Annotated in this window: 21 protein-coding genes; 10 read left to right on the plus strand and 11 right to left on the minus strand. The window is 72.3% G+C overall.

What is annotated here, in order from left to right:
- Positions 1–29: 29 nt before the first annotated feature.
- A complete protein-coding gene (locus ACH4UK_RS07190) occupies positions 30–1,277 on the minus strand; it encodes a PotD/PotF family extracellular solute-binding protein (RefSeq protein WP_398355013.1) in 1,248 nt (415 codons plus the stop codon).
- A gap of 63 nt (positions 1,278–1,340) precedes the next feature.
- Complete coding sequence (locus ACH4UK_RS07195; protein WP_398355014.1) at positions 1,341–2,855, minus strand: gamma-aminobutyraldehyde dehydrogenase; 1,515 nt, start codon at positions 2,853–2,855, stop codon at positions 1,341–1,343.
- Between the two features lie 207 nt (positions 2,856–3,062).
- Here ACH4UK_RS07195 and ACH4UK_RS07200 point away from each other — a divergent pair, with 207 nt between their 5' ends.
- Complete coding sequence (locus ACH4UK_RS07200) at positions 3,063–3,620, plus strand: NADAR family protein (protein ID WP_398355015.1); 558 nt, start codon at positions 3,063–3,065, stop codon at positions 3,618–3,620.
- Between the two features lie 113 nt (positions 3,621–3,733).
- Here ACH4UK_RS07200 and ACH4UK_RS07205 read toward each other — a convergent pair whose 3' ends face one another.
- On the minus strand, positions 3,734–4,432 hold the full coding sequence (locus ACH4UK_RS07205) for a DUF4190 domain-containing protein (protein ID WP_398355016.1): 699 nt from the start codon (positions 4,430–4,432) through the stop codon (positions 3,734–3,736).
- A gap of 185 nt (positions 4,433–4,617) precedes the next feature.
- Here ACH4UK_RS07205 and ACH4UK_RS07210 point away from each other — a divergent pair, with 185 nt between their 5' ends.
- The 3 genes from ACH4UK_RS07210 to ACH4UK_RS07220 all read left to right on the plus strand — a co-directional run bounded on the left by ACH4UK_RS07210 (position 4,618) and on the right by ACH4UK_RS07220 (position 7,289).
- Positions 4,618–5,652: an adenosine deaminase gene (locus tag ACH4UK_RS07210; protein WP_398355017.1), complete on the plus strand. Its 1,035-nt coding sequence runs from the start codon at positions 4,618–4,620 to the stop codon at positions 5,650–5,652.
- 22 nt (positions 5,653–5,674) lie between these two features.
- Complete coding sequence (locus ACH4UK_RS07215) at positions 5,675–6,388, plus strand: glycerophosphodiester phosphodiesterase (protein WP_398355018.1); 714 nt, start codon at positions 5,675–5,677, stop codon at positions 6,386–6,388.
- 103 nt (positions 6,389–6,491) lie between these two features.
- On the plus strand, positions 6,492–7,289 hold the full coding sequence (locus ACH4UK_RS07220; RefSeq protein ID WP_398355019.1) for an SAM-dependent methyltransferase: 798 nt from the start codon (positions 6,492–6,494) through the stop codon (positions 7,287–7,289).
- A 17-nt stretch (positions 7,290–7,306) separates the two neighbouring features.
- Here the strand turns inward: ACH4UK_RS07220 and ACH4UK_RS07225 are convergent, their stop codons facing one another.
- The 3 genes from ACH4UK_RS07225 to ACH4UK_RS07235 all read right to left on the minus strand — a co-directional run bounded on the left by ACH4UK_RS07225 (position 7,307) and on the right by ACH4UK_RS07235 (position 10,680).
- Positions 7,307–7,849 carry a hypothetical protein gene (locus ACH4UK_RS07225; protein ID WP_398355020.1) on the minus strand — a complete coding sequence of 181 codons (543 nt, stop codon included), beginning with the start codon at positions 7,847–7,849 and terminating at the stop codon, positions 7,307–7,309.
- A gap of 54 nt (positions 7,850–7,903) precedes the next feature.
- Complete coding sequence (locus tag ACH4UK_RS07230) at positions 7,904–9,067, minus strand: spermidine/putrescine ABC transporter substrate-binding protein (RefSeq protein WP_398355021.1); 1,164 nt, start codon at positions 9,065–9,067, stop codon at positions 7,904–7,906.
- 173 nt (positions 9,068–9,240) lie between these two features.
- Positions 9,241–10,680, minus strand: coding sequence for a gamma-aminobutyraldehyde dehydrogenase (locus ACH4UK_RS07235; RefSeq protein ID WP_398355022.1), 1,440 nt, complete (start codon positions 10,678–10,680; stop codon positions 9,241–9,243).
- A gap of 177 nt (positions 10,681–10,857) precedes the next feature.
- Between ACH4UK_RS07235 and ACH4UK_RS07240 the strand changes: the two genes are divergently transcribed.
- The 4 genes from ACH4UK_RS07240 (at position 10,858) to ACH4UK_RS07255 (ending at position 14,834) form a co-directional block, all read left to right on the plus strand.
- Complete coding sequence (locus ACH4UK_RS07240; RefSeq protein ID WP_007452460.1) at positions 10,858–11,349, plus strand: Lrp/AsnC family transcriptional regulator; 492 nt, start codon at positions 10,858–10,860, stop codon at positions 11,347–11,349.
- Entirely contained in the window at positions 11,334–12,713 is a 1,380-nt protein-coding gene (locus ACH4UK_RS07245) for an aspartate aminotransferase family protein (RefSeq protein WP_398355023.1), read from the plus strand. The genes ACH4UK_RS07240 and ACH4UK_RS07245 overlap by 16 nt, the downstream gene beginning before the upstream one ends.
- Before the next feature lie 241 nt (positions 12,714–12,954).
- Positions 12,955–13,692, plus strand: a complete 738-nt coding sequence (locus ACH4UK_RS07250; RefSeq protein ID WP_398355024.1) for an ABC transporter ATP-binding protein — start codon at positions 12,955–12,957, stop codon at positions 13,690–13,692.
- On the plus strand, positions 13,674–14,834 hold the full coding sequence (locus ACH4UK_RS07255) for a hypothetical protein (protein ID WP_398355025.1): 1,161 nt from the start codon (positions 13,674–13,676) through the stop codon (positions 14,832–14,834). The genes ACH4UK_RS07250 and ACH4UK_RS07255 overlap by 19 nt, the downstream gene beginning before the upstream one ends.
- A 25-nt stretch (positions 14,835–14,859) precedes the next feature.
- On the opposite strand, the gene ACH4UK_RS07260 is transcribed toward ACH4UK_RS07255, so the two are convergent.
- From ACH4UK_RS07260 to ACH4UK_RS07270, 3 genes are all read right to left on the minus strand, one after another.
- Positions 14,860–15,315, minus strand: coding sequence for an SRPBCC domain-containing protein (locus ACH4UK_RS07260; RefSeq protein WP_398355026.1), 456 nt, complete (start codon positions 15,313–15,315; stop codon positions 14,860–14,862).
- Positions 15,316–15,418: 103 nt separating this feature from the next.
- A complete protein-coding gene (locus ACH4UK_RS07265) occupies positions 15,419–16,477 on the minus strand; it encodes a glycosyltransferase family 4 protein (RefSeq protein ID WP_398355693.1) in 1,059 nt (352 codons plus the stop codon).
- The gene (locus ACH4UK_RS07270; protein ID WP_398355027.1) at positions 16,407–17,768 is read right to left on the minus strand and encodes a glycosyltransferase 87 family protein; all 1,362 of its coding nucleotides are present in this window, start codon (positions 17,766–17,768) and stop codon (positions 16,407–16,409) included. Before ACH4UK_RS07270 ends, ACH4UK_RS07265 begins: the two co-directional genes overlap by 71 nt.
- 141 nt (positions 17,769–17,909) lie before the next feature.
- Here ACH4UK_RS07270 and ACH4UK_RS07275 point away from each other — a divergent pair, with 141 nt between their 5' ends.
- Both ACH4UK_RS07275 and ACH4UK_RS07280 read left to right on the plus strand, forming a co-directional pair.
- Positions 17,910–19,166, plus strand: coding sequence for a sensor histidine kinase (locus ACH4UK_RS07275; RefSeq protein ID WP_398355028.1), 1,257 nt, complete (start codon positions 17,910–17,912; stop codon positions 19,164–19,166).
- On the plus strand, positions 19,160–19,828 hold the full coding sequence (locus ACH4UK_RS07280; RefSeq protein ID WP_398355029.1) for a response regulator: 669 nt from the start codon (positions 19,160–19,162) through the stop codon (positions 19,826–19,828). The genes ACH4UK_RS07275 and ACH4UK_RS07280 overlap by 7 nt, the downstream gene beginning before the upstream one ends.
- An 80-nt stretch (positions 19,829–19,908) precedes the next feature.
- Here the strand turns inward: ACH4UK_RS07280 and ACH4UK_RS07285 are convergent, their stop codons facing one another.
- A complete protein-coding gene (locus tag ACH4UK_RS07285) occupies positions 19,909–20,949 on the minus strand; it encodes an ABC transporter ATP-binding protein (RefSeq protein ID WP_398355030.1) in 1,041 nt (346 codons plus the stop codon).
- 5 nt (positions 20,950–20,954) lie between these two features.
- A complete protein-coding gene (locus ACH4UK_RS07290) occupies positions 20,955–22,616 on the minus strand; it encodes an ABC transporter permease (protein WP_398355694.1) in 1,662 nt (553 codons plus the stop codon).
- Positions 22,617–22,691: the final 75 nt, after the last annotated feature.

The following is a 22,691-nucleotide window of genomic DNA, read 5'->3' on the forward strand; positions in this document are numbered from 1 at the left end:
GGCTGTGCCGGGCCGGTGGCCGTGCCGGGTCAGGCGCCGATGAGTTTGGCGAACTTCTCTTCGTACGCCGTCTCTTCCTCCGTGCTCAGGGAGCGGAAGGAGCGGGACTTCGCCGCCATCTCCTGGTCCGGGAGGATCAGGGTGTTGGAGGCCATCGACTCGTCGATCCTGGCGAGTTCCTCGCGTACGCCGTCGACCGGGCAGACGTAGTTGATGTACGCGGCGAGCTGCGCGGCGACCGGAGGTTCGTAGTAGTAGTCGATGAGCTTCTCGGCGTTGGTCTTGTGCCGGGCCTGCGCGGGGACCAGGAGGTTGTCGCTGGAGGTGATGTAACCGGCGGCCGGGATGGCGAACTCGATGTCCGGGTTGTCGGCCTGGAGCTGGATGATGTCCCCGGCCCAGCCGACGCAGGCGGCGATGTCGCCCTTGCTCAGGTCGGCCGTGTAGTCGTTGCCGGTGAAGCGGCGGATCTGCTTCTTGTCGACGGCCTTCTGCAGCCGGCCGATCGCGCCGTCGAAGTCGGCGTCGGTGAACTTCCCCGGGTCCTTGCCCTGGTCGAGCAGGGTCATGCCGATGGAGTCGCGCATCTCGGAGAGGAAGGAGACGCGCCCCTTGAGCTTCGGGTCGTCGAGGAGCTGGGTGACGGAGTCGACCTTGCGGCCGCCGGTCGCCTTCACGTTGTACGCGATGACGGTCGGGATGCCGGTCCAGGGATAGGAGTAGGCGCGGCCCGGGTCCCAGTCGGGGGTGCGGAACTGGGCGGACACGTTGGCGAAGGCGTGTGGGAGGTTCGAGGGGTCGAGCTTCTGCGCCCAGCCGAGCCGGATGATGCGGGCGGCCAGCCAGTCGGTGACGCATATGAGGTCGCGCCCGGTGTTCTGGCCGGCCGCGAGCTGCGGTTTGATCTTTCCGAAGAACTCGACGTTGTCGTTGATGTCCTCGGTGTACCTGACCCTGATCCCGGTGCGCTTCGTGAACGCCTGGAGGGTGGGCCGGCTCTTCTCGTCCTCGCTGACGTCCATGTACTCGGTCCAGTTGGAGAAGCTGACTTCCTTCTCCTTGGCCGAGTGGTCGTCGGAGGCCAGACCCGCGTCGGCGCGCTTGGCGGGCGGGATGCCGCACGCGCCGAGGGTGGCCACCCCGCCGAGCGCCAGGGCGCCCATGCCGGAGGCGCGCAGCAGGGAGCGGCGGGTGAGGGCGCCCCTGCCGCTGTTCAGGGATCGCCTCATGGCCGCCAGTTGGGCGGACGAGAGGCGCTCGGGCTCGTAACTCTCCATACGCTGTGCCCTTTCGGGTGGGAGGCCGCCGGGGCCTCTCGGCCCCGAGGTGCGCGGCAGCTGCTATCGGTCCCCGAAGATCGTGCGGTGCCAGTCCTTGCGGGCGACCGCGGTGTTGTCGTACATGACGTGCTTGACCTGCGTGTACTCCTCGAAGGAGTACGCCGACATGTCCTTGCCGAAGCCGCTGGCCTTGTATCCGCCGTGCGGCATCTCGGAGAGGATCGGGATGTGGTCGTTCACCCACACACAGCCCGCCTGGATCTCGCGGGTGGCGCGGTTCGCGCGGTACAGGTCGCGGGTCCAGGCGGAGGCGGCCAGTCCGTACGGGGTGTCGTTGGCGAGCGCGATGCCCTCGTCGTCGGTGTCGAACGGCAGCACCACCAGGACGGGACCGAAGATCTCCGACTGGACGATCTCGCTGTCCTGGGCGGCGCCCGCGACCAGGGTGGGCCGGTAGTACGCGCCGTCGGCGAGGTCGCCGCCGGGGCCCTCGCCGCCGGTGACGACCTGGGCGTAGCCGCGGGCCCGCTCGACGAAGGCGGCGACGCGGTCGCGCTGGGCGTGGCTGATGAGCGGGCCGAGGTCGGTGGCGGCGTCGAAGGGGTCGCCGAGCCGGACGGTCTCCATGAGGGCGGCGACGCCCCGGACGAAGGCGTCGTGGAGCGGGCGCTGGACGTAGGCGCGGGTGGCTGCGGTGCAGTCCTGGCCGGTGTTGATGAGGGACCCGGCGACGGCGCCGTGCACGGCGGCCTCCAGGTCGGCGTCGTCGAAGACCACGAAGGGGGCCTTGCCGCCGAGCTCCAGGTGGAGGCGCTTGACGGTGGCGGTGGCGATCTCCGCGACGCGCTTGCCGACGGCGGTGGAGCCGGTGAAGGAGGTCATGACGACGTCGGGGTGGCCGACGAGGTGCTCGCCGGCGTCCTTGCCGGCGCCGGTGACGATGTTGATGACGCCGTCGGGGAGGCCCGCCTCGGTGGCCGCCTGGGCGAACATCAGCGAGGTGAGCGGGGTGAGTTCGGCGGGCTTGAGGACGATGGTGTTGCCCGCGGCGACGGCCGGGAGGACCTTCCAGGCGGCCATCTGGAGGGGGTAGTTCCAGGGGGCGATGGAGCCGACGACCCCGATCGCCTCGCGGCGTACGTAGGAGGTGTGGTCGCCGTCGTACTCGGCGGCGGCCTTGCCCTCCAGGTGGCGTGCCGCGCCCGCGAAGAAGGCGGCGTTGTCGACGGTGCCGGGGACGTCGAACTCGGTGGAGAGCTTGATCGGCTTGCCGCACTGGAGGGACTCGGCGTACGCGAAGTCGTCGGCCTGCTCGGCGAGGACGGCGGCGAACCGGTGCAGTGCCTCGGAGCGTTCGCCGGGGGTGGCGCCGGACCAGCCGGGGAAGGCGGCGCGGGCGGCGGCCACCGCCGCGTCCACGTCGTCGGCGCCCGCGAGCTCGTAGCGGAGCACGGTCTCGCCGGTCGCGGGGTTCACCACGTCGTGGTGGTTGCCGGACGTGCCGGGGAGCAGCTTGCCGCCGATGTACTGCGCACCTTCCGCGAAGCGGTCCTGAACCTGGAAGCCGTTGCTCATGACGCTCTCCTCCGCCGCTGTACCCGCTGGGCGGGGTCGGCGTAGCTTCTTCGTGAATTGAGTGCCGATCCTGACAGAGGGGTTCGCACCCAACAAGTGATTCCGTTGTTGCCTTTTGGTTACGCGACGGAATCTGTCGACCATGTGTCGTGTCGGTGCGGAAATCCCCGTACGGAGTGTCAGTGGCGGATGCCACACTCACATGCCATGGGACCGATCGATGAGCTTCTGGCGGACGTGGCGCGGGGCAAGCGGGTGAAGTATCTGCCGTTCTGGGGCCACCGGCCGCGTCCGGACGGACGGCTCGGGTCGAGTTGCCTGAGCCAGTGGTGGCCGTCGCCGTTCACGGTGGACCAGGTCGCCTACGCGAGTGCCGAGCACTGGATGATGGCCGGCAAGGCGCGGCTCTTCGGCGACGGGGAGGCGGAGCGGGCGGCGGTGTCGGCGAAGAGCCCGGCGGCGGCGAAGAGGGCGGGGCGGCTGGTGCGCGGCTTCGACGAGGACGTGTGGATACGGGAGCGGTTCGCCCTGGTCGTGGCGGGCAGCGTGCACAAGTTCGGGCAGGACCCGGAGCTGGGCGGCTATCTGCTGGGCACCGGGAAGCGGGTGCTGGTGGAGGCGTCCCCGCTGGACCGGATCTGGGGCGTCGGGCTCGCGGCGGACGACGAGCGGGTGGAGCGGCCGCAGCAGTGGCGGGGGCTGAATCTCCTGGGCTTCGCCCTGATGGAGGCGCGGGACCGGCTGCAAGGCGAGGCGGCGGGCTGAGGCGGTTCCGCCGCTACGACGCCCGGCCGGGCGGGGAGCGGTCCCTGCCCGGCCGGTGGTGTGCGGCGTTCGCGCCGACGGCGCTGCGCCCTGGGGTCTGTCGTGGACAGACCCTAGCGGTGGTCCTCGACGACCAGCGACGTGGCGAACGGGTCGTCGTAGGTGTCGCCGTAGTCCTCGTCGCTGTCGGCGTTCGTGGCGGCCCAGATGATCAGGCCGAGGATCGCGGAGCCGACGACGATGCCGACGGAGCCGAGGATGATCCCGGCGATCGCCATGCCCCGGTTGGTGGCCTCACCGCGCTTGGCACGGCCGAGGCCGATGATGCCGAAGATCAGCGCGAGGATGCCGAGGATGATGTTGATGCCGTAGAGGCAGAAGCCGACCACCGAGACGATGCCGATCACCATCGCGGCCGTGCCGAGGCCGTTCGAGGGCGCCGGGGCCCAGCCGGCCGGCCCCATGCCGTAGGCGCCGTAGCCCGGGTAGCCGCCGTAGGGCTGCGCGGGCGGGGCCGGGTAGCCGTAGTGCGCGGCGGGCGGCGGGGTCGCGTGGCCGGGGCCGTGCGGGCCGACCGGCGGCGGCGGTACGTCCGCGGGTGCGGGCCCGAAGCCTCCGGCCGTGGGTATCGGCCCGGTGCCGTCCCCCGCCGCCGGTCCGGCGCCCGGCATCGACGTGACGGTCTGCTGGTCGTGGACCGCGGGCGGCGGCGTGTCCGCACCGGGCTTGCCCAGTTCCACCCTGCTGTCCGGCGGTGCCCACGGATCGCGCGGCGCGGCCCCGCCCCCGGGCTGCTCTGTGTTGTCTGACATGGGCCTCCCCCATCGTGGTCCCGTCATGCTACGGCCCGGCCCAACGGCCCCGGACCCCGCCTACGATGATCGGTGCAGCCGGCCGGGGCCCCGCGTCCGGATCGTGCCGGGACCCGCGAGCCCGGCGTGATCCACGGGCGAGTCCCCCGGTCCGGCCGACGTCACACCGAACCGGGAGATAACCGATGACTGATCCGCATCCCTTCATCGCGGGGCTGCCCAAGGCCGAGCTCCACGTCCACCATGTCGGGTCGGCCTCGCCCCGGATCGTCGCGGAGCTGGCCGCCCACCACCCGGACTCCAAGGTCCCCACGGACCCGGAGGCGCTGGCCGACTACTTCACCTTCACCGACTTCGCGCACTTCATCGAGGTCTACCTCTCCGTGGTGGACCTGATCCGCACCCCCGAGGACGTCCGGCTGCTCACCTTCGAGGTGGCGCGGGACATGGCCCGACAGAACATCCGGTACGCGGAGCTGACCGTGACCCCCTACAGCTCGACCCGCCGGGGCATCCCCGAGGTCGCGTTCATGGAGGCCATCGAAGACGCCCGCAAGGCGGCCGAGGCCGAGCTCGGCGTCGTCCTGCGCTGGTGCTTCGACATCCCGGGCGAGGCCGGGCTCCAGGCGGCCGACGAGACCGCCCGGCTCGCCGTCGAGCGGCGGCCCGAGGGGCTCGTCTCCTTCGGCCTCGGCGGACCGGAGATCGGGGTGGACCGCCCGCAGTTCAAGCCCTACTTCGACCGGGCGATCGCCGAGGGGCTGCACTCGGTGCCGCACGCCGGGGAGACGACCGGGCCGCAGACCGTCTGGGACGCGCTGACCTCGCTGCGCGCCGAGCGCATCGGCCACGGCACGAGCTCCGTCCAGGACCCGAAGCTGCTGGAGCACCTCGCCGAGCACCGCATCGCCCTCGAGGTCTGCCCGACGTCGAACATCGCCACCCGCGCGGTCACCGACATCGAGCTGCACCCGATCCGGGAGATGGTCCGGGCGGGCGTGCTGGTCACCGTGAACAGCGACGACCCGCCGATGTTCGGCACCGACCTCAACAACGAGTACGCGGTGGCCGCCCGGCTGCTGGAGCTCGACGAGCGCGGCATCGCCGACCTCGCGAAGAACGCCGTCGAGGCCTCGTTCCTCGACCCGACGGGCAAGCGGAAGCTGGCCGAGGAGATCGACACGTACACGGCGAACTGGCTCCGGGCCCCCGGTCGCTGACCCGGTCGTCGACAATGGCCCCATGGCCAACACCGTCACCAGCGTCACCGCCGTGGGGCATCGCGGCGATCCCTACCGTGCCCGCGAGAACACCCTGCCCTCGATCCGCTCCGCCCTCGAACGGGGGGCGGACGCGGTCGAGATCGATGTCCGGGTGACCCGCGACGGCGTGCCCGTCCTCCTCCACGACGCGACGCTGGAGCGGCTGTGGGGTCACGACCGGCGCGTGGACCGGCTGGACCACACGGAGCTGAAGGAGCTGACGGGCGGCGGGGTGCCCACGCTCCGCGAGGCGCTGCTCGCCGTCGGGGCGCACCGGGTGATGGTGGACCTGCCCGGCTCCACGGACGCCTCGGTGAAGAAGATCGTCGGGACGGTCCGGGAGTGCGGGGCTGGCGAGCGGGCGTACTACTGCGCGAGCGCGGACGCGATGCTGCGGGTGCGGGCCGCCGACCCGTCCGCCGAGATCGCCCTGACCTGGACCACGCTGGCCCCGCCGCGTCCGGAGCTGCTGGCCGCGGTGAAGCCGCGCTGGCTGAACTACCGCTTCGGCCTGGTGAGCCGGGAGTTGACGGACCGGGCGCACCGGGACGGGCTGCTCGTCTCGGCGTGGACGGCCGACACGAAGCGCACGATGCGCCGGCTGATCGAGCGGGGCGTCGACTCGATCACCACCAACCGGATCGACACCCTGCGCCGGCTGCTGGCCAACTCCTCCGCACACAAAGGCACTTGATCGGTCCGGCATGATGGAGGTCCCGCACCGCCCGCCGCCCCGCACCGCCCGCCGCTCCGTCACCCCGGGGCGGCGGGCCCCCGGGCACCGAGGAGCAGATGTGATGGACCGCCGACCGCAGCCCGCCCCCGCCCGGATACGTTCCGACCTCGCGCACAACGCCCGGGTGTGGAACTACTGGCTGGGCGGCAGGGACCACTACCCGGTGGACCGGGCGGTGGGCGACCGGATCACCGGGATGTACCCGAGCATCGGTGAAGTGGCGCGCGCGGACCGGGCGTTCCTGGGGCGGGTGGTGCACCACCTGGCCGGGGACGCGGGCGTCGACCAGTTCCTCGACATCGGCACCGGGCTGCCGACCGGGAACACCACCCACGAGATCGCCCAGCACACCGCGCCGCACGCGCGCATCGTGTACGTGGACAACGATCCGATCGTGCTGGCCCACGCCCGCGCCCTGCTGACCAGTTCGCTGGAGGGGGCGACCGAGTACGTCGACGCGGACGCGCACCACCCGGAGCGGATCCTGCGGGCCGCCGAGCCCACCCTCGATTTGGGGCGGCCGGTCGCGGTGATGATGCTGGGCATCATGAACTTCGTGCTGGACACGGACGAGGCGCGGTCCATCGTGCGGACGCTGATGGCGGCCGTGCCGTCGGGCAGCCATCTGGTGCTGACCCACCCGACGCTGGAGCTGGGCGGCGCGGGCAACGAGGCGGCGATGCGCTTCTGGAACGACAACGCCACGCCGCCCATCACCGCCCGCGGCCGCGAGGAGTTCGCCTCGTTCCTGGACGATCTGGAGATCCTGGAGCCGGGGATCGTCTCCTGCTCCCGCTGGCGTACGAACCCGCGGGAGCCGGAGGTCGCCCAGTTCGGGGCGGTGGCCCGAAAGCCCTGAGACCGCGCGCTCCTGACTCAGGCGCCGGCCGGAACGGGCTCCGTGCTCGCGGTGGCCGTCCGCTCGAGCGCCTCCAGGCGCTTGATCATGCGGCGGACGATCAGCAGCGGGATGACGCCGAAGACCCCGAAGGACATGTCGATCACGGACCACCAGAACGGGATGTCACGGATCGGGCCGCAGATCAGGGCGAGCGGGATGATCCCGGCGCAGGCGATCATGCCGAACTCGATGACCCAGATGTTGCGGACCGGGTCGCGGTAGGGGCCGTAGAAGGCGACCGCGATGACCAGGTGGGCGAAGGCCAGCCAGTCGGTGCCGTACAGCATGAAGGGCTGGTCGCGCTCGACGGTGTCGAGGCCCTCGCGGACCCGGGTGATCCAGTCCATCAGGCCGGGGAGGTGCTCGGGGACCGGGGAGGCCGAGGCGCTCAGCAGATCCTCGGCCCAGCGGAGTTCGGTGACCAGAGGGAAGGCGGTGAGCCCGCTCAGCACCAGACAGACGATGAAGAAGACCAACCACCTGCGTATACGCCGCGTGAGGGCGTGTCGCTCGCTCATATCCGCAGCGTACGCCCGCCTTTACGCCCCCTTCACGCCGCCCCTGTTACGCGTTCACAAGCCGACGATGGAGTTCCACTTCTTGGCGAAGTCCATCCGCTCCTCGGAGGTGATGTCGCGCGCGATGGCGAGCCGGCGGCGCATCACGTCGTCCGGGAAGATCAGCGGATCCTCGGCGAGTGCGGCCGTCTCCTGGTCCTTCGAGGAGGCCAGGACGTCGCGGGCGGCGGGCACGGGGCAGACGTAGTTGACCCACGTGGCGAGTTCGGCGGCGACCTCGGGGTCGTAGTAGTGGTCGATCAGCCGCTCGGCGTTGCGCTTGTGGCGGGCGAGGTTGGGGATCATCAGGGACTCCGCCCACAGTTCGGCGCCCTCCTCGGGGACGACGAACTCGATGTCGGGGTTGTCGGCCTGGAGCTGGATGACGTCGCCGGAGTACGCCTGGCAGGCGAGCACGTCCCCGGTGGCGAGGTCCTTGATGTAGTCGTTGCCGGTGAAGCGGCGGATGTGCCGGGAGCGGACCCGCTTCTCGACCTGCTCGCAGATCGTGTGGAAGTCGTCGGACTTCCAGCGGGTGATGTCGACGCCGTTGCCCTGCATGAGCAGCGCGAACGACTCGTCGAGCCCGGAGAGCAGAGTGACCCGGCCGCGCAGGTCGTCCGCCCACAGGTCGTCGGTGGACCGGATCTCGCGGCCGAGCCTCTTGCGGTTGTAGGCGATGCCGGTGATCCCGGACTGCCAGGGGACGCTGTGCAGCCGCCCCTCGTCGAAGGCGGGGTTCCGCAGCTGCGGGTCCAGGTACTGGGCGACGTTGGGCTGTTTCGCGCGGTCCATCTCCTGGACCCAGCCGAGCCGGACGAAGCGGGCGGCCATCCAGTCGCTGATGACGATCAGGTCCCGGCCGGTCTGCTGGTGGTTCATCAGCGCGGGGCTGATCTTCCCGAAGAACTCGTCGTTGTCGTTGATCTCCTCGGTGTACGTGACGGAGATCCCGGTCCGCTTCGAGAAGGCGTCCAGGGTGGGCCGCTTCGACTCGTCGTCATCGTCGGTGTCGATGTAGAGCGGCCAGTTGGCGAAGTGCAGCGTGCGGTCGGTGGCGGAGCTGTCGTGCCCGGCGCGCTCCCCCGGACCGACGAAGGCCGCGGGCACCCCGCAGCCGGTCAGGGCGGCGCCGGCCGCTCCCGCCCCGAGGGCGCGCAGCAGGGAACGGCGGGACATGGGGTTCTTCCTGATCGCTCGCACCCGCGCAGAATGCCGGTCGGCGGGCGCGCGGACAATGGGCCAAGCGTCCAGCGGGACGGGCCCGTCCCGCACACCTTGTCCAGGGGGACCCACGCGCACGGCCCCGGGCCGAAGCCCGGGGCCGTGCGCGGTCCGTCGCCGTGGGGACGTCAGTCCTCGATGGACGTCATGACGTGCTTGATGCGGGTGTAGTCCTCGAAGCCGTACGCGGAGAGGTCCTTGCCGTAGCCGGACTTCTTGAACCCGCCGTGCGGCATCTCGGCGACCAGCGGGATGTGGGTGTTGATCCACACGCAGCCGAAGTCGAGGTTCTTGGACAGCCGCATGGCGCGGGAGTGGTTCTTGGTCCACACCGAGGAGGCGAGCGCGTACTCGACGCCGTTGGCGTACTCGACGGCCTGCTGCTCGTCGGTGAAGGACTGGACGGTGATGACGGGTCCGAAGACCTCGTTCTGGATGATCTCGTCGTCCTGCTTCAGGCCGGAGACGACGGTCGGGGCGTAGAAGTAGCCCTTGTCGCCGACCCGGTGGCCGCCCGCCTCGACCTTGGCGTGGGCGGGGAGGCGCTCGATGAAGCCGGTGACCTGCCTCAGCTGGTTGGCGTTGTTGAGCGGGCCGTACGCCACGTCCTCGTCGTCCGGCTGCCCGGTCTTCGTCTCGGCGGCGGCCTTGGCGAGCGCGGCGGTGAACTCGTCGTGGATCGACTCGTGGACCAGCACGCGGGTGGCGGCCGTACAGTCCTGGCCGGCGTTGAAGAAGCCCGCCTCCGAGATGCCCGCGACGGCCTTCTCGAGGTCGGTGTCCTCGAAGACGACGCAGGGGGCCTTGCCGCCGAGCTCCAGGTGGACGCGCTTGACGTCCTTGGCGGCGGACTCGGCGACCTGCATGCCCGCCCGTACCGAACCGGTGATGGAGGCCATCGCCGGGGTCGGGTGCTCGACCATGGCGCGGCCGGTGTCCCGGTCGCCGCACAGGACGTTGAAGACGCCCTTGGGCAGGATCTGGCCGATGATCTCGGCCATCAGCACGGTCGACGCCGGGGTGGTGTCGGACGGCTTGATGACGACCGTGTTGCCCGCGGCGAGCGCCGGGGCGAACTTCCACACGGCCATCATCATCGGGTAGTTCCACGGTGCGACCTGGGCGCAGACGCCGACCGGCTCGCGGCGGACGATGGAGGTCAGCCCCTCCATGTACTCGCCGGCCGAGCGGCCCTCCAGCAGCCGGGCGGCCCCCGCGAAGAAGCGGATCTGGTCCACCATCGGCGGGATCTCTTCGCTGCGGGTCAGGCCGAGCGGCTTGCCGGTGTTCTCCGATTCGGCGGCGATCAGGTCCTCGGCCCGCTCCTCGAAGGCGTCCGCGATCTTCAGCAGAGCCTTCTGGCGCTCACCGGGCGTGGTGTCGCGCCAGGCGGGGAAGGCCGCCGCTGCGGCCTCCATGGCGGCATCGACGTCGGCCTGGCCGGAGAGCGGCGAGGTTGCGTAGACCTCTTCCGTCACCGGGCTGACCACATCGATGGTCCGCCCGTCCGCGGCGTCCCGGAACTCTCCGTTGATGTAGTTGCGCAGACGGCGCACCTCGGTGGTCACAACCACCCCTCCTGTCGGCTGTCCGATGGGTGAGATGTCCACCCTAATCGCTCCGGTGACGCTTTCGACATACCCAACCGGCCTCAACTTCGGATTCAGTCAGATCGAAGCTCTCAGACAACGAATTTCATCGATCTGGGGTTGCGAGACAGACGAGGAGCGGTGCATGGTGGGTCCGTGGCCAGTCGCAGCGCAGACTCCAGGACCGGGAACGGATCACCGCCAGCGGTCGATGCCGTCTCCCTCGCAATCATCGAGCAGCTCCAGGAGGACGGACGGCGTCCGTACGCCGCGATCGGCAAGGCCGTCGGCCTCTCCGAAGCGGCTGTGCGCCAGCGCGTCCAGAAGCTGCTCGACCAGGGCGTGATGCAGATCGTCGCCGTCACGGACCCGCTCACCGTGGGGTTCCGGCGCCAGGCGATGGTCGGCATCAATGTCGAGGGCGACCTCGACCCGGTGGCCGAAGCCCTGTCGGCCATGGCCGAGTGCGAGTACGTGGTGATGACCGCGGGCTCCTTCGACCTGATGGTGGAGATCGTCTGCGAGGACGACGACCACCTGCTGGAGATGATCAACAAACGCATCCGGACCCTTCCCGGCGTGCGCTCCACCGAGAGCTTTGTTTACCTCAAGCTCAAGAAGCAGACCTATATGTGGGGAACCCGATAGCCGTGAGCAAGGACCTCAGCCGAACCGCGTACGACCACCTGTGGATGCACTTCACCCGCATGTCGGACTACGAGAACGCACCCGTTCCCACCATCGTGCGTGGCGAGGGAACGTACATCTTCGACGACCAGGGCAAGCGCTACCTGGACGGGCTCTCCGGCCTGTTCGTGGTCAACGCCGGTCACGGTCGTCACGAGCTGGCCGAGACGGCGTACAAGCAGGCCCAGGAACTGGCCTTCTTCCCGGTGTGGTCCTACGCCCACCCGAAGGCCGTCGAGCTGGCCGAGCGCCTGGCCGGCCACGCCCCGGGCGACCTCAACAAGGTCTTCTTCACCACCGGTGGCGGCGAGGCCGTCGAGACCGCCTGGAAACTGGCCAAGCAGTACTTCAAGCTCCAGGGCAAGCCGACCAAGTACAAGGTCATCTCGCGTGCCGTCGCCTACCACGGCACCCCGCAGGGCGCGCTGTCCATCACCGGCCTCCCGGCCCTGAAGGCCCCCTTCGAGCCGCTGGTCCCCGGCGCGCACAAGGTGCCGAACACCAACATCTACCGCGCCCCGCTGTTCGGCGACGACCCGGTGGCCTTCGGCCGCTGGGCCGCCGACCAGATCGAGCAGGAGATCCTCTTCGAGGGTCCGGAGACCGTCGCGGCCGTCTTCCTGGAGCCCGTGCAGAACGCGGGCGGCTGTTTCCCGCCGCCGCCCGGCTACTTCCAGCGGGTCCGCGAGATCTGCGACAAGTACGACGTGCTGCTCGTCTCCGACGAGGTCATCTGCGCCTTCGGCCGGCTCGGCACGATCTTCGCCTGCGACAAGTTCGACTACGTGCCGGACATGATCACCTGCGCGAAGGGCATGACCTCGGGCTACTCCCCGATCGGCGCCTGCATCGTCTCGGACCGGATCGCGGAGCCGTTCTACCAGGGCGGCAACACCTTCCTGCACGGCTACACCTTCGGCGGCCACCCGGTCTCCGCGGCGGTGGGCCTCGCCAACCTCGACATCTTCGAGCGCGAGAACCTCACCCAGCACGTCCTGGACAACGAGAACGCCTTCCTCACGACGCTGCAGAAGCTGCACGACCTGCCGATCGTCGGCGACGTCCGCGGCAACGGCTTCTTCTACGGCATCGAGCTGGTGAAGGACAAGGTCACCAAGGAGACGTTCACCGACGAGGAGACCGAGCGCGTCCTGTACGGCTTCCTCTCCAAGGCGCTGTACGAGAACGGCCTCTACTGCCGGGCCGACGACCGCGGCGACCCGGTCATCCAGCTCGCACCGCCGCTGATCTCCGACCAGTCGACGTTCGACGAGATCGAGGGCATCCTGCGGGCCGTCCTCACGGAGGCCTGGACGAAGCTCTGACCCCTGGTCCGAGGTTCTGGTTCCGACCGACGCCACACCCCCTGGGTGATCATCGCCCAGCGGTCATTTCATACGGTCCACCCGGCCCGGATACGCCCTTCGAGTGAGAAGGGGGTGTCCGGGCCGCGTGCTGTGCGCCCGCACCGGTCCGACTATCTACGGTGCCGAGTGACCGATCGGCCGCGTCTTCGTTCCCCCGTACGGGGGAACGGGAAATCTGACCTGAACCGAGGTGTACGCCATGGTGGCCCCGCCGGACAACGACGTGATCTGGGCGCGTTCCCTGCACCACTCCCACAACGGATCGCCCGGTCTCGGCGGTGTCTCCCTCGGTGTCCGGGACGCCGAGATCCTCGCCGTGACCGGTCCGCGCGGCAGCGGGAAGACCACGCTGCTGCACTGCCTCTCGGGCCGGCTGGTGCCCCAGCAGGGCGAGGTCTGGTTCAACAGCGTCCCCGTCCACACCATGGCCCCCCGGGTCCGCGAACAGCTGCGCCGGGAGCGGTTCGGCTGGATCGCCTCGGATCCGGAGCTGGTCCCGGAGCTGACCGTCTGGGAGAACGCCGCGCTGCCCCTGATGCTGCGCGGCGTCTCGCACCGGGCCGCCCGGAAGGCCGCCACCGAGTGGCTGGAGCGCCTGGACATCGCCGCCTTCGCCAAGAAGCGGCCGCACGCCCTGCTCCAGGCGCAGCGCCAGCGGATCTCGGTGGCGCGGGCCCTCGCCGCACAGCCGACCGTGATCTTCGCCGACGAGCCGACCGCGACCCTGCACCGCGCGGACCGCACCCAGCTGCTGCGCACCCTGACCACGGCGGCCCGCTCGCACGGCATCACCGTCGTCCTGGCCACGCACGACGCCGAGGTCGCCGCGCTCGCCGACCGGGCGGTCCCGCTGCTGGACGGCCGGCGCGTCGCCACCGTCGCCCTGCCCGCGGAACCGGAAGCGGAGGGCCGCGCGGCGTGCTCGCTCTCCGTCTAGCCCGCGGTTCGCATCCCCTCGTCCTGGTCCGGCGGCTGCTGGTGGCCGCCGCTTCGGCGGGCGTCGGGTTCCTCCTCCTGTGCACCCTCGGCTACGCCGCCGCGCACCCGGCGTCCGCCGGTTCCGTGCTGCGGCTGCTGTGGTGCTTCGTCCCGCTGGCCGCCACCGTGCAGTTCGCCGTGGCGGTGGCCCGGACCGACCCGAGCACCCGGCCCCGGCCCGGTCTGTCCTCCGTGGGCCTCGGACCGGTCCGGCTCTCCGCGCTGGCCGCGGTCTCCACGGCCGTCTCCACCACGCTCGGCTCCATGGTGGCCCTGCTCTTCTTCCTGCATCTGCGTGGCGATCTGACCGGGATGCCGTTCGACGGCGGTGCGGCGGAGTTCCTCGGCGCGGGCAGCCCGCTGCCGCTCGCCGCCGCGCTGATGCTGCTGACGCTCGTGCCGCTGGCCGCGTCGGCGGCCAGCGCGCTGGCGCTGCGGTCACGGCCCGACCCGGCACAGGACTCCTTCGGCTCCGAGGAGCTGCCGGAGCCCGCACCGGCTCCGGCCGGGCTCCCCTGGGGTGTGGCGCTGACGGCCGCCGGGCTCGCGGTCGAGGCGTACGCGTCACGGGAGGCGACGGGGAACGCGTTCCCGCTGCCCGGCCGGTTCGACGCCACGCCGGTGGCGGTGCTGATCGGGTGGACGCTCACCGCGGTCGGCCTGGCGATGGCCGGACCGAGCCTGACCCATCTGTGCGGGCGGGCGCTGCAGGCGGTGCGCCCCGGAGCCGTACGGCTGCTGGCGGGGCGGGTCCTGATGAGCGAGGCGCGCCGGATCGGCCGCCCGCTGGGGGTCGTCTGCGCGGTGCTGTCCGCGGCGATCGCCGCTTCGGCTCTGTACGGGGGCGACGAGCGCCCCTACGGCCCGCTCACCGCACTCGGCGCGGTGCTGGTCCTCAGCTGTACGACGGCGACGCTGCTGACCTCCGCGCTGGAGGCCAAGCACGCCCGCGCCCACACCGCCGAGGTGCTGCTCAGGATGGGCGCTCCGGTTTCCGCGCTGCGCCGGGCGACGGCGCTGCGGGCAGCCGCGCTGCTGGCCCTGTTCGCCCCGCTGACCTGGGCGATCGCCCAGCTGGCGGCGCTTCCGCTGACGAAGTGAACCGGGTGGGGGGGGCCCGGCGGACTCAGGGGTGGGTGGCCAGGCGGGCTGCCAGGGAGTCGAAGAAGGCCTCCCAGCCGTCCTCCGCCGCCGCGTACTGCTCGGCGGTGAGGTTGCCGCCGCGCTGCTGGAAGGCCAGCTCGGTGGTCCCGCCCCCGAGGTCGCTGAAGGTGACGGTCACGACCTCGCCCTCGGCGTCCTGGGGCGCGGAGCCGCCCAGAAGCGTGAAGACGAGGCCGTCGGGCTCGCTCACCTCGCGGTACACCCCGTGGAAGGGCATCTCGACCCCCGGCATCACGATGACCAGGCTCCACGCACCGCCGGGCCGCACGTCCATCGCCACCCGGTCCAGGGGGACGTCCGCCTCCCCGCCGTACCAGGCGGCGAAGTCCTCGGGTGACGTCCAGGCGGCGAAGACCCGCTGCTGAGGGGCGTGCAGGACGCGGGTGAGGTCGATGCCCTCGCGGGTGCCACCGGTCATGATCACGGTCCTTGTCGGAGTCGGCCGTCCCCGCGGGGCCCGGATGCGTCCGCGCGGTGTCCGCCTCCAGCTTGCCGCGCCCGCCGCCCGCCTGCCACGCAGGTCAGGGGGTCAGCAGCCCGGCGAGCGTGTCGTACGTCCGCTCCCACCCCCACGCCTCGCGGACCCACGCCCGGCCCTTCTCCCCCATCGCCGCGGCCGCCGCCCGGTCCCGCAGCAGCGCGATGAGCCGGTCCGCGACGGCAGCGACGTCGCGGCCGTCGGCCACGTACCCCGTCTCCCCGTTCCGTACGGTGTCCGGCGCACCGCCCGAATCGCCGACGAGGACCGGCAGCCCGGCCGCCGCCGCCTCCAGGAAGACGATGCCGAGCCCTTCCACCTCCAGGCCGCGCCTGCGGGTGCGGCACGGCATGGCGAAGACGTCGGCGGCGGCGTAGTGACCGGGCATCCGCGCGTGCGGCTGCCCGCCGGCGAGGATCACGTGGTCCGCGACCCCGGTGTCCGCGGCGAGCCGGCGCAGGGTCCGGGCGTACGGTCCGTCCCCGGTCAGCAGGAGCACGGCGCCCGGCACCGACCGCCGCACGGCGGGCAGGGCGCGGATCAGGGTGTCCTGGCCCTTGCGGGGGACGAGCCGCGCCGCACAGAGGATCACCGGGCGCGCGCCGAGCCCGTACCGCTCGCGGACGCCGTGCTCCCCGGGGCGTACCCGAAAGGCCTCCGCGTCCACCCCCGGCGCCAGGCGCACCATGCGGCGGGCGGCGGCCGGGCCGAGCGCGGCGGCGATGGGCGCGCGGGTGGCCGCGCCCAGGTAGGTCACCGCGTCGGTGCGGTCGCCGATCCGCCGGAGCAGGGCCCGCGCTCCGGGTGTGCGGGCCCACCACACCTCGTGCCCGTGCGTCGTGGCGACCGCCCGCCGTATCCCGGTGTCCCGGCGCAGCCGGCCCGCCAGGAGCCCGAGCGGTGCGGCGGCCCCGAACCAGACGCTGTCGCAGCCGTGGCGGCGGGCGGTTTCCACGGTGCGGGCGGCGACGCGCGGGGTCGGCAGCAGCATCCGGGCCGGGTCGCGGACCACGGGGTACGGCAGAGCGGCGTCATGGGCGGCCGCCCCGGGTTCGGCAGAGGTGTGGACGACGACGGAGTCCGGGGGAAACCGGCCGGTCATCGCCTGGACGAAGGTCTCGATGCCGCCCTGGCGCGGCGGGAAGTCGTTGGTCACCACAAGGGTGCGGCGGGGTGTCATCAGGAGCCTGCTTCCGTTCGCGTACGGGTACGGGTTCGCGTACGCCGAGGGGGTGGGCGGGTGCCTGCCGGGCGAGGGCCCAGGCCACGAGGACCAGTGGGTGCACCAGATAGCCGAACCGGGTCGCGGGCATGAACGCGATGGCCAGGAGCAGCCCGAGCGCGAGCCGCCCGGCGGCGGCCGCCGCCGTCGCCGGGGGCCGGACCGGCAGGGAGAGGGCGAGGAGTAGCGCGCTCACCGCGAGCAGCAGGAGGGCCAGGGTCCGGCCGCCGGGGACCTGGGTGGCGAGCAGATGGCCGGGGAGCGGGCTCGCGGCGGACGAGAGGGCGTCGGTCAGCCCGAGGGGGAAGTCGACGACATGGGTCCGGAAGGCTCCCGGGTCGCGCAGTGCGGCGGGCAGGACGAGCGCCGCGGCGGTGAGCAGGGTGACGAGCCCGCAGCGCAGGGCGGCGCGGCTCCCCCGGCGGCCGTCGCCCCCACGGGCAGCGGCGAGCAGCGCGAGGGCCACCGGCGCCGCCGGCCACGCGGTCCACTTGAGGGCGGCGGCCAGGCCGAGGGCCAGCCCGGCCGGGCCCGCTCTGCCCCGTCCCGCCTGCGCCAGCCCGAGGCACATCAGCCCGGCCACCGGCAGGTCGACCCCGCCGACCGCGAGCGGCAGGGCCACCAGCGGACAGCCGGCGATCCACCGCAGCGGTGCGCGGCGGGACCGCGCCGGAAGCGCGAGCGCGAACGCGCCGAGGAAGGCCGCGCCCATCCACAGGCGCGGATCGGTGAGCGGTCCCGGTCCGGCCACGGCCTCCGGGATCCCGAAGAACGCCATGCCCGGGAGGTAGGGGTTGAAGTCCTCGGGGGCCGCGGGCCGTTCGGGGTACGGCGTCCCCTCGGAGAGCAGGAGCTCCGCCGAGCGGGCGACGACGGCGACCTCCAACTGCGCCCGGTCGGCGGCGAGAAGCAGGGCCAGGGGCACCAGCACCGCGCCGGCCACGGCGACCGCCCCGGCCGTTCGGGGGCTCCGTCCGGCTGCCGCGAGGACCGCGGCGGCGGTGTAGCCGAGTGCGGCGGCGGCTCCCCAGATCCGGTGCGGGCCCAGCGAGGAGAAGGCGGCGAGCGCCAGGGCGGTGGCCGCGCAGAACGTCCACCAGGCGGTTCCGGCAGGCAGCGCGGGGAGCTCCCGGTGCCGGTCGGGAGGGGTGGGGAGCGTGATCGTGGCCATGGATCCGAGGCTAGGAACGGACCGTTCACGGATCGTCACACCACCGTCCGGTCCTCCGGCTCAACCCGTGGCATGAGACGGCGCCGCGAATTCCACCCGTGCTCCGATGCGCCGGTCCCCGGGGTGACGAAGAATCTCCCCATGACGCGCACCATCACGCCGGACCGCCCGGTCGCCACCGCCGCCCCGCCGCCGCCGGACCGCAGGGTGCGGAGGCGGCTGCGGCACTGGGCGGCGGCGCCCTCGTACGCCTGGCTGACCGGGGCCGCGCTGACGCTGTTCGCCGTCGTGGAGCTGGTCCTCGTACCGGGTTCGGCGGCGACGACGTTCGGGGTGCTGGTCTGCACGGCCTCGCTGGCGCTGCGGGCGGCGTGGCCCGCCGTGGGATTCCTGACGGTGGGCGCGGCCCTGCTCAGTTTCGGGACCGACGGCAACATGGCGTTCGCGACCATCGCCGGTGCCCTGATCGGCTGCTACACCCTGGGGCGGCACCGGGTGCAGCACCCGGCCGTCCTCGTGCTGGCCGGTTCCCTGGCCGCGCTGACCGTCAATCTGGTGCACATCGACCGGTGGGCCCGGGACGGCTCCCCCGGGCTGCCCGCGCTCCAGGGCGCCGACCGGTTCAGCCTGGGGCTGTACGCCGAGACGCTGGTGCTGACCGTGATGATCCTGGGCGCGGTGAGCACGGGGGACGCGGTGCGGGCGCGCGAGGAGACCCGGCACACCCGGGCCGCCGCCCAGTCCCGGCTGCTGGCGATGGAGCGGCGGCAGGCCGCCGAGGCGGAACGAGCCGCGATAGCAAGGGAGTTGCACGACATGATCGCGCACTCGGTCTCGGTGATCGCGGTCCGGGCCGAGAGCGCCACGTACACGACCGCGGACCTCTCGCCCCCGGCACGGGACGCCTTCCAGGAGATCGCGGGGACGGCGCGCTCCTCGATGGCCGAGCTGCGCAGACTGCTCGGGGTGCTGCGGACGGGCGACGGGGCCGAACCGGCTCCGCTCACCGCCCCGCAGCCCTCGCTGGCCGGTCTCGACGACCTCCTCGACCAGCACCGGGCGGTGGGCGGTGCGGCGGAACTGCGGGTCACCGGCGAGCGGACACCGCTGCCCGCGTCCTGGGAGCTGTCGGCGTACCGGATCGTCCAGGAGGCCCTGACGAACGCCCGGCGGCACGCCCCGGGTGCGCGCACGGTCGTGGAACTCCGCTACGGTCCGGGCCTGTTGACGGTCCGGGTGACCGACGACGGGCCGGGCCCCGATCCGTCCGGCGGCTCCGAACGGCCGGGCCACGGGCTGGTGGGCATGGCCGAACGGGCCGCCCTGCTCGGCGGGGCCCTCACCACCGGCCGGAGTCCGGCCGGCGGATTTCTCGTGGAGGCGGAACTTCCGTGGTGATCCGGGTGCTGGTGGCCGACGACCAGGCGGTCGTGCGGACGGCGTTCTCCGGTCTGCTGAACACCCAGGACGACATCGAGGTGGTCGGGGAGGCCGAGGACGGCGAGCAGGCGATCCGGATCGCCGCCGAACTGCGGCCCGACGTGGCGCTGTTGGACATCCGGATGCCCCGGCTCGGCGGCATCGACGCGGCACGCGAGATCGTCTCGGCGTCGAGCGGGGCGACCAGGGCGTTGATGCTGACGACGTTCGGCCTGGACGAGTATGTCTACGACGCCCTCACCGCCGGGGCCAGCGGCTTCCTCCTGAAGGACGCGACCTTTCCCGAACTGCTACACGCGGTACGGGTGGTGGCGGACGGCCATGCCCTGCTGGCCCCCGAGATCACCGGGCGGCTCATCGCGGAGTTCACCCGGCAGCGGGTCAGCGCTCCCCCGCGGCGCTCGATCGACGCATTGACCACGCGCGAGGCCGAGGTGCTCGTCCTGATCGCCCGGGGCCTGTCCAACGCGGACATCGCCGACCGGCTGACGATCACCGACCACACGGTGAAGACCCATATCAACCGGCTGTTCGCGAAGATGGGGCTGCGGGACCGGGCGCAGGCGGTGATCCTCGCGTACGAACTGGGTCTGGTGGTGGCGGGGACCTCGGGTCCCTGAAAGCCGACCGCGGGGACCTCGGCCACCGAGGGACCGACTGCGGGGGCCTCGGGCCACCGAAGGGCCGACTGCGGGGACCCTCAGACTCCTGAGGGCTGCCCGGAGTCCGCCAGCACCACCGTCTCCGCCGCGTCGAAGCGGACGCCCACCACCGCGCCCTCGTCCGGGGTGTCCCGCAGCGCGCACTCGGCCTCCAGCACCGGCGCGTTCTCGGGCATCAGGCGTACGGTCACATGGTTCCCCCGGAAGGTGCGGACGCCGACCGTGCAGCGCAGGCCGTCCTCGGGGGCGCCGATCAGGACCCCGGCGGGCCGGACCAGCAGATCGACCTCGCCCTGCGGGGATCCCTCGGGCACCGGGACCTTGCCCCAGGCGGTGGCGGCGGCCGATCCGGTGACCGTCGCCGCGGTGACGTTGTCGAAGCCGAGGAAACGGGCGACGAACGCGGAGGCGGGGCGCTGCCAGACGTCCAGCGGGCTCCCTTCCTGCGCGATCCGGCCGTCCCGCATCACGACGACCCGGTCGGCGAGCGCGAACGCCTCGCCCTGGTCGTGTGTGACGGCCAGCACCGTCGTACCCAACTCCTGGAACAGCGTCCGCAGTTCGACGACGAGCCGTTCGCGGAGGCTGCGGTCGAGCTGGCCGAGCGGCTCGTCCAGCATGAGGAGCTTCGGGCGCGGGGCGAGGGCGCGGGCCAGGGCGACGCGTTGCTGCTCGCCGCCGGACAGTGCGGCGACCGCGCGGCGTTCGGCCCCGGGCAGGCCGACCAGCTCCAGCAGTTCGCGGACCCGGTGTCCGGTCTCGGCCCGCCCGACACCGTGCATCCGGAGCCCGAAGGCGACGTTGGCACCGACATCGCGGTGCGGGAAGAGCTGGTGGTCCTGGAACATCAGGCCGAGGCCGCGCCGGTGCACCGGGACGCCCGCCTGGTCCCGGCCCGCCAGCAGCACCCGGCCGCCGTCCATCGGCTGGAGCCCGGCGACGGCCCGGAGCAGGGTGGACTTGCCGCTGCCGCTGGGTCCGAGCAGGCAGACGATCCGGTGGTCGGCGACCTCCAGGTCCACGGCGTCCAGCGCGGTCCGCTTCCCGAACCGCACGGTGGCTGACTGCAAGCTCAGCATGTCGTTCAGAACTCCCCGGATCGGTCGGTGCGGATACGTTCGAGGAGCAGCAGCGACACCGCGCACACCAGCATCAGAATCGTGCTGAGCGCCATCGCCTGCCCGTAGTTGAGCTCCCCCGACCGGCCCAGCAGCCGGGCCACGGCCACCGGCAGGGTCGGGTTGTCGGGGCGTGCGATGAACACCGTCGCGCCGAACTCCCCGAGGGAGACGGCGAAGGCGAAGCCCGCCGCGACCAGCAACGCCCGCCGCACCAGCGGCAGATCGACCTCCCGCCAGGCACGCAGCGGCGAGGCCCCCAGCACGGCGGCGGCCTCCCGCAGCCGGTCGTCGACCGCGCGCAGCACGGGCAGCATGGTCCGTACGACGAAGGGGACGCCGACCAGCGCCTGGGCCAGCGGGACCAGGATCCAGGAGGTCCGCAGGTCGAGCGGCGGCTCGTCCAGGGTGATCAGGAAGCCGAAGCCGACGGTGACGGCGGACACCCCGAGCGGCAGCATCAGCAGCGCGTCGAAGCCGCGGACCAGCCGCCCGGCCCGGCGGGTCAGGGCCGCCGCCGCGAGCCCGCCGACGACCAGCGCGATGAGCGTCGCGACGAGCGCGTACCGCAGGGAGTTGCCGACGGCCTCCAGCGGCGGGACCAGGAAGGTGGAGGAGCCGCCGGACCCGGCCGACTGGAGGGCCCGGTAGTAGCCGAAGCCGTAACCGCCTGATCCGCCGGATCCGTCAGCTCCAGCTGCTCCGGCTGCTCCGGCTGCTCCGTCGAAGGAACGCTCCACCAGCACCCCGAGCGGCAGCAGGATCAGCAGCAGCGCGGTGAGCAGCACCCCGCCGAGCAGCGCCCACTGCCCGGCGCCACGCGGCCGGCGGGAGGTCTGGGCCGGGTCGACCAGCTTCAGCGCCCGCTCCCGGCGGCGTACGGTCGCGGCGTGCACGGCGAGGATCGCGCCGACCGCGGCGAACTGCACGAGGGTCAGCACGGCGGCCGTCGGCAGATCAAGGAGTTGCGCGGTCTGCCGGTAGATCTCCACCTCGAGGGTGGAGTAGGCCGGACCGCCGAGGATCTGCACGACGCCGAAGGAGGTGAAGGTGAACAGGAAGACCATCAGCGCGGCGGCGGCGACGGCCGGGGCGAGGGCGGGCAGCGTCACCCGGCGGAAGGCGGCGAACCGGCCGGCCCCGAGCACCCGGGCGGCCTCCTCCTGGCGCGGGTCCAGCTGGGACCAGAGCCCGCCCACCGTCCGGACGACCACGGCGTAGTTGAAGAACACGTGGGCCAGCAGGATGGCCCACACCGTGGTGTCGAGGCGGACCCCCCACAGTTCGTCGAGGAGCCCGCCGCGCCCGAGCAGCGCCAGGAACGCGGTCCCGACGACGACGGTCGGCAGCACGAACGGCACCGTGACGACCGCCCGCAGCACCTGCTTGCCGGGGAAGTCGAACCGGGCGAAGACATACGCCCCGGGCAGGGCGATCAGCAGGGTGAGCGCGGTCGAGGCGAGGGCCTGCCAGGTGGTGAACCAGAGGACGTCCAGGATGTCCGGGCGGGCCAGCACCTCGCCGATCCGCCCGAACTGCCAGTCGCCGCCCGCCTTGAGGCCCCGGCCGACGATCGCGGTCACGGGATAGGCGAAGAACACCACGAAGAACGCGACGGGCACGGCCATCAGGCCGAGCCGCACCGCGGTCCCGCGCCGCCCGGCCCCCCGGACGGGCGGCGCGGGGCGGGCGGTCTTCTCCTT

It is taken from the genome of Streptomyces sp. NPDC020884 (assembly GCF_044333935.1).
Lineage (GTDB): Bacteria > Actinomycetota > Actinomycetes > Streptomycetales > Streptomycetaceae > Streptomyces.

Coding starts and splice junctions, on each gene's coding strand:
- ACH4UK_RS07190 (WP_398355013.1), bottom strand. CDS start 1,277: ATGGAGAGTTACGAGCCCGAGCGCCTCTCGTCCGCCCAACTGGCGGCC.
- ACH4UK_RS07195 (WP_398355014.1), bottom strand. CDS start 2,855: ATGAGCAACGGCTTCCAGGTTCAGGACCGCTTCGCGGAAGGTGCGCAG.
- ACH4UK_RS07200 (WP_398355015.1), top strand. CDS start 3,063: ATGGGACCGATCGATGAGCTTCTGGCGGACGTGGCGCGGGGCAAGCGG.
- ACH4UK_RS07205 (WP_398355016.1), bottom strand. CDS start 4,432: ATGTCAGACAACACAGAGCAGCCCGGGGGCGGGGCCGCGCCGCGCGAT.
- ACH4UK_RS07210 (WP_398355017.1), top strand. CDS start 4,618: ATGACTGATCCGCATCCCTTCATCGCGGGGCTGCCCAAGGCCGAGCTC.
- ACH4UK_RS07215 (WP_398355018.1), top strand. CDS start 5,675: ATGGCCAACACCGTCACCAGCGTCACCGCCGTGGGGCATCGCGGCGAT.
- ACH4UK_RS07220 (WP_398355019.1), top strand. CDS start 6,492: ATGGACCGCCGACCGCAGCCCGCCCCCGCCCGGATACGTTCCGACCTC.
- ACH4UK_RS07225 (WP_398355020.1), bottom strand. CDS start 7,849: ATGAGCGAGCGACACGCCCTCACGCGGCGTATACGCAGGTGGTTGGTC.
- ACH4UK_RS07230 (WP_398355021.1), bottom strand. CDS start 9,067: ATGTCCCGCCGTTCCCTGCTGCGCGCCCTCGGGGCGGGAGCGGCCGGC.
- ACH4UK_RS07250 (WP_398355024.1), top strand. CDS start 12,955: ATGGTGGCCCCGCCGGACAACGACGTGATCTGGGCGCGTTCCCTGCAC.
- ACH4UK_RS07260 (WP_398355026.1), bottom strand. CDS start 15,315: ATGACCGGTGGCACCCGCGAGGGCATCGACCTCACCCGCGTCCTGCAC.
- ACH4UK_RS07265 (WP_398355693.1), bottom strand. CDS start 16,477: ATGACCGGCCGGTTTCCCCCGGACTCCGTCGTCGTCCACACCTCTGCC.
- ACH4UK_RS07270 (WP_398355027.1), bottom strand. CDS start 17,768: ATGGCCACGATCACGCTCCCCACCCCTCCCGACCGGCACCGGGAGCTC.
- ACH4UK_RS07275 (WP_398355028.1), top strand. CDS start 17,910: ATGACGCGCACCATCACGCCGGACCGCCCGGTCGCCACCGCCGCCCCG.
- ACH4UK_RS07285 (WP_398355030.1), bottom strand. CDS start 20,949: ATGCTGAGCTTGCAGTCAGCCACCGTGCGGTTCGGGAAGCGGACCGCG.
- ACH4UK_RS07290 (WP_398355694.1), bottom strand. CDS start 22,616: ATGGCCGTGCCCGTCGCGTTCTTCGTGGTGTTCTTCGCCTATCCCGTG.